Origin of the sequence: Streptomyces anatolicus (genome assembly GCF_019400875.1) — a bacterium.
GTDB lineage: Bacteria > Actinomycetota > Actinomycetes > Streptomycetales > Streptomycetaceae > Streptomyces > Streptomyces anatolicus.
Map to the genome: position 1 here is coordinate 1 of NZ_WMBF01000475.1, position 4,889 is coordinate 4,889.

General features: G+C 71.6%; 5 protein-coding genes. 2 read left to right on the forward strand and 3 right to left on the reverse strand.

Going from position 1 to position 4,889, the window contains the following annotated elements; genetic code table 11:
- Window positions 1-90: 90 nt before the first annotated feature.
- Window positions 91-906, reverse strand: coding sequence for a serine hydrolase domain-containing protein (locus GKQ77_RS27715; protein ID WP_219691662.1), 816 nt, complete (start codon window positions 904-906; stop codon window positions 91-93).
- Between the two features lie 135 nt (window positions 907-1,041).
- On the opposite strand from GKQ77_RS27715, the gene GKQ77_RS27720 reads away from it, so the two are divergent.
- Together GKQ77_RS27720 and GKQ77_RS27725 are read left to right on the forward strand one after the other, a co-directional pair.
- Window positions 1,042-1,515, forward strand: coding sequence for a MerR family transcriptional regulator (locus GKQ77_RS27720; protein ID WP_219691663.1), 474 nt, complete (start codon window positions 1,042-1,044; stop codon window positions 1,513-1,515).
- A gap of 6 nt (window positions 1,516-1,521) precedes the next feature.
- Window positions 1,522-2,550, forward strand: coding sequence for an aldo/keto reductase (locus GKQ77_RS27725; protein ID WP_219691664.1), 1,029 nt, complete (start codon window positions 1,522-1,524; stop codon window positions 2,548-2,550).
- A gap of 28 nt (window positions 2,551-2,578) precedes the next feature.
- Here the strand turns inward: GKQ77_RS27725 and GKQ77_RS27730 are convergent, their stop codons facing one another.
- Both GKQ77_RS27730 and GKQ77_RS27735 read right to left on the reverse strand, forming a co-directional pair.
- Window positions 2,579-3,451 carry a DUF4429 domain-containing protein gene (locus GKQ77_RS27730; protein ID WP_219691665.1) on the reverse strand — a complete coding sequence of 291 codons (873 nt, stop codon included), beginning with the start codon at window positions 3,449-3,451 and terminating at the stop codon, window positions 2,579-2,581.
- Window positions 3,452-3,526: 75 nt separating this feature from the next.
- Window positions 3,527-4,738 carry an alpha/beta hydrolase gene (locus GKQ77_RS27735; protein ID WP_219691666.1) on the reverse strand — a complete coding sequence of 404 codons (1,212 nt, stop codon included), beginning with the start codon at window positions 4,736-4,738 and terminating at the stop codon, window positions 3,527-3,529.
- Window positions 4,739-4,889: the final 151 nt, after the last annotated feature.

A 4,889-nucleotide genomic window follows, 5' to 3' on the forward strand; every position in this document is an offset into this window, starting at 1 on the left:
CGCCACGACAGGGGTCGCGGCGGAGCTGCTGGTGTGGGAGATGGCGGGCGGGTAGCCGTAGGGCGCGGAGACCGGGGGCCCCGCGGGGCCTCAGAGCTCCGCGAGTACCGCGTCCGTGAACGGCGGCCAGACCTCCACGGCCCAGGGCCCGAAGGGCCGGTCGGTGAGGGCGACACAGGCCGCCCCCGCGTCCGGGTCCACCCACAGGAACGTGCCGGCCTGCCCGAAGTGCCCGAACGTCCGGGGCGACGACGAACTCCCCGTCCAGTGCGGCGACTTGGAGTCCCGGATCTCGAACCCGAGCCCCCAGTCGTTGGGGTTCTGGTGCCCGTACCCCGGCAGCACACCCTTGAGACCCGGGTACGTCACCGTCATCGCCGCCGCCACCGTCCGCGCGTCGAGCAGCCGGGGCGCCTGCACCTCCGCCGCGAACCTGACGAGGTCGTCGACGGTGGACACCCCGTCCTTGGCGGGCGAACACTCGCCCTCCAGCGCGGTGGCGGTCATCCCGAGCGGTTCCAGCACCGCCTGCCGCAGATACTCCGCGAACGGGATGTCCGTCGCCTTGGCGATGTGATCGCCCAGCACCTCGAACCCGGCGTTCGAGTACAGCCGCCGCGTCCCCGGCGCCGACGTCACCCGGTGCTCGTCGAAGGCGAGCCCACTGGTGTGCGCGAGCAGGTGACGTACCGTCGACCCCTCCGGCCCGGCGGGCTCGTCGAGCTCGACCGCCCCCTCCTCGTACGCGACAAGGGCCGCGTACGCCGCGAGCGGTTTGGTGACCGAGGCGAGGGCGAAGCGCCGGTCCGTCGGCCCGTGTGCCCCGGCGAGTGTCCCGTCCGCGCGGACGACAGCGGCGGCCGCCGTGGGAACCGGCCAGTTCTCGATCATCGCCAAGCTCTGCATGCCCACGAGCCTAATGAGATCTGCCCCTCGCTTCCCACCGACCCCCTCGATCCACTGATCGATCCCCTCAGCCGCTCACATCGATCCACGAATCCGCTTGCTTGGAGCGCACTCCAAGGTCATAGCGTGAGGAACATGACGGTGATGGAGACCACGAGCGCAGCATCCCGCCCCGCATCCGGGTCCGCCCGCTGCGAGTCGGTACCGTCCGGGCCCCCGCGCCCGGACGGCCAGAACCACTACACGATCAGCGAGGTCGCCGCCTTCACCGGCCTCACCGCGTACACCCTGCGGTGGTACGAGCGGATCGGCCTGATGCCCCACATCGACCGCTCCCACACGGGCCAGCGCCGCTACCGCAACCGCGACCTGAACTGGCTCGCCTTCGTCGGCAAGCTCCGGCTGACCGGGATGCCCGTGGCCGACATGGTCCGCTACGCGGAGCTGGTGCGCGAAGGCGAGCACACCTTCCCCGAGCGCCAGGAACTCCTGGAGCGGACCCGGCGCGACGTCCGCGCCCGCATCGCGGAGCTGCGGGACACCCTCGCCGTCCTCGACTACAAGATCGACACATACGCGGGCGCCCGCAAGGCGTCGGAGAGGTACTGAACACAGATGACGGTGGAGAACACGTACGACGGGATCGCCACGGCCCGGCTCGGCACCCACGGCCCCGAGGTCGGTGTCCAGGGCCTCGGCTGCATGGGCATGAGCTTCGCCTACGGCCCGACCGACGCCGATGAGGCCCGCGCCACCCTGGACCGCGCCCTCGAACTGGGCGTCACCCTCTATGACACCGCCGACGTCTACGGCATGGGCGAGAACGAGAAGTTCCTCGCCCCCTTCGTCAAGGCGCACCGTGACGAGATCGTCATCGCCACCAAGTTCGCCCTGGCCATCGATCCGGGCGAGCCGACGGAGCGGCGCATCGACAACTCCCCCTCCTACATCCGCTCCAGCGTCGAGGCCAGCCTGCGCCGCCTCGGCACGGACACCATCGACCTCTACTACATGCACCGCCGCGACCCGGAAGTCCCCATCGAGGAGGCGGTCGGCGCGATGGCCGATCTCGTCACCGCGGGCAAGGTCAAGCACCTCGGCCTGAGCGAGGTCACCGGCGACGAACTGCGCGCCGCCCACGCCGTCCACCCCATCGCCGCCGTCCAGTCGGAGTGGTCGCTCTTCAGCCGCGACATCGAGCGGGGCGTGGTCCCGGCGGCCGCCGGGCTCGGCGTGGCGCTCGTGCCCTACTCGCCGCTCGGCCGCGGCTTCCTCACCGGCGCGTTCGTCAACGCGGACAAGGAGCTGGGCGAGGACGACTTCCGCCGTCACCAGCCCCGCTTCACCGGTGCCAACGCCGCCGCCAACGCGGCCCTCCTGGCCCCCGTCCGCACGGTCGCCGAAGCCCATGGCGCGAGCCTCGGCCAGATCGCCCTGGCCTGGGTGCAGCAGCAGTCCGCGGTCCACGGCCTGCCCGTCGTCCCGATCCCCGGCACCCGCAAGCGCACCCGCGTCGAGGAGAACACCGCGGCCACCCGCATCACCCTCACCGACGACGAACTCGCCCTGCTCGCCCCGATCGCCGCCGACGTCGCGGGCGACCGCTACGCCGACATGACGTTCACCTCGGCGGGCCGCGAGTAGCCGGGCCGCGAGTAGCCGGGCTCCCTGCTCACAGTTCCGCCAGCAGCTCGGTCTTCTTCGTCGTGAACTCATCGTCCGTGAGCAGCCCCGCCTGGTGCAGCTCGCCCAGGTGCCGGATGCGGTCCGCGATGTCCGCCGGGTCGCGCCGGACAGCCGGGACGGACGGGGCGCCGACGCCGTCGGAGGTCAGGGCCGGGCCGCAGGCGCGCACCGCCGCGAGGACCGACGCGGCGAACGGCAGCGACTCGTGGACCGGGCCGTAGCCGAGCCCGAAGACCACGGCCGCCGGATCCTGGTCGGCCTGCGCGGGCTGCGCCACGGGGGAGTCACGGCGCAGGAGCCGCAGATGGCCCTCGAAGACCTCCGGCGAACGCCATTCGACGCCAATCAGGTCCGCGAGGGGAAAACTCTGGTCGCCGGCCTTCCACTTCGCCGACGACGCGCCCGTCCAGAACCAACGGAAGGACACCTGCTTGCCGTCGAACGAGGCCTTCGCGTCGTACGCCTTGAACTGCAGCGGCGCCTCGGGGGCGGCAACCAGATAGCGGTCGGGAGGGTCATCGTCCGCTGTGATCAGTGCTCGCAGCTCGTCCGCGTAGTACTCGGCGAGCGTCTCCCGCTCGGCCGGCAGCACCAAGCGGTACGGGTCGCAGCCGTCCTTGAGCTGACCGGCCGCCGCCTCCATCAGAGGATCGGCGCCCGGCCTCGGGACGGCATGCAGAACGACGGTCCCGCGTTTGCCGGGAGAGAGAGTCACCGCTGCGATCGCCTCATGCGGGATACGCCGTTCACCGAGCGCTTGGTAGAGCTTCGGCGTGCGGATTCCCCGTTCGAAGCGGATGAGCACGGAGTCGGACTCGAACTCCCAGGCGGCGTGAAATCCGGCCAGTACATCACCCATGCGGCTCATCGTAGGCGGCACGCGCGCCTCCGTCCCTCCTGCGGCGGGCCGCTGTTTCGTCGATTTCTACGCGCGTCAGGCCGCCGCCCCACCGGAAATGTTCTTCCGGCAGGCGTCGTCCGCACTCGCGCACCGCACTCCCTGGTACGCGCCGGTGCCGATCTCGGCGAAGTTGCGCAGGCTCTCCGTGCCCGGCTCGAAGTAGCCGGTGTGCCCCGCGGCGCCCGCCGCGGAGAGCACCCGCGCGCCGAAGCCGCCGGAGACCGGGTCGGCGCCATGGCCGAGCCCGCCGACCTCCAGATACGGCACATCCTGAATCCAGTCGTCACTGTCCCGCGCGGCCCAGATCCGGGCCCGGGTACCGAGCTGCGACGCCCGGTCGGCGCGCATGCCGGGGCTGCCCGCGACCGTGATGTCCCTGACCCGCGAGGGCAGCGTCCGCGCGGCCACACCGCACACCACGGAGCCGTAGCTGTGGCAGTACAGCGCCACCGGGGAGCGCCCGGGGAGCGCCCGCACCATGGAGTCGAGGCGCACGGCCCCGCTCTCGGCGCGCATGGACGTGGCCGCGTCCACGCCGATGCCCACGGGCGCGGTGTAGTCGGCCCAGGCGATCACGGCGGTACGCGCGCGCGGGTCGACGGCGCGCTCCTCGCGGTAGAGCGCCTTCGCCATGCCCACCGGCGCCGAGTACTTGCGCCACGTCCGCTCGAAGGTCAGCACGTTGGTGTCGACGCCGGGCACCACCACCGAGACACGGCGGGCCTTGTCGAGATCCCCGAAGACCTCGGCCATACGTCCGGAGCCCATGGGGTCGAAGGCGAGGACCTGGCGGTTCGGGCGCATCATGACCCCGAAGCGCTTCATCCGGCGCTCGGCCTCCTGCTGCCCCAGGGGCGAGAGGCGTTTGTCGTGCATGCGCTCGCGCTCGACCTTGCGGGCCTGGCCCAGGGCGATGCGGTTGGCGCGGTAACGCAGCTCGGGGGGCGCGCCGTTCATGTTGCCGACCGCGAGCGGGTAGCGGGCGGCCAGCCGGTCGCGCTGCCGCTTGTCGAGCGAGGCGAAGAACTGGGTGAGCCGAGCGGCGGGAGCGTCGGGGTCGGGCAGCGCGTGCCCGTTGATGCTTCCCCGCTCCCAGGCGGAGAGCGCGGCGGCGAGAGGCGACGACTCGCCTCCGTTGTCGCGGACGGCGGTCCAGCCCGTGGTCGCCAGCATGACGAACACGACGGCCAGCGCGAGCAGCGTGCGCCAGGCGTTGAGGTGGGGGGATGAGTCGAAGGAAGTCACTACGGAACACCCTAGGAGAACCCAGATGCATACCGTGCATCGCGTGAGGCAGATCACGTTTCCGTAAGGGTAATTGAGGCATAGCAGGCGCATCCGGAGCGCCGCGGTCACGCTCCGTGCGTGGCGCGGGGGGTGGGGGACGGGTCAGAGG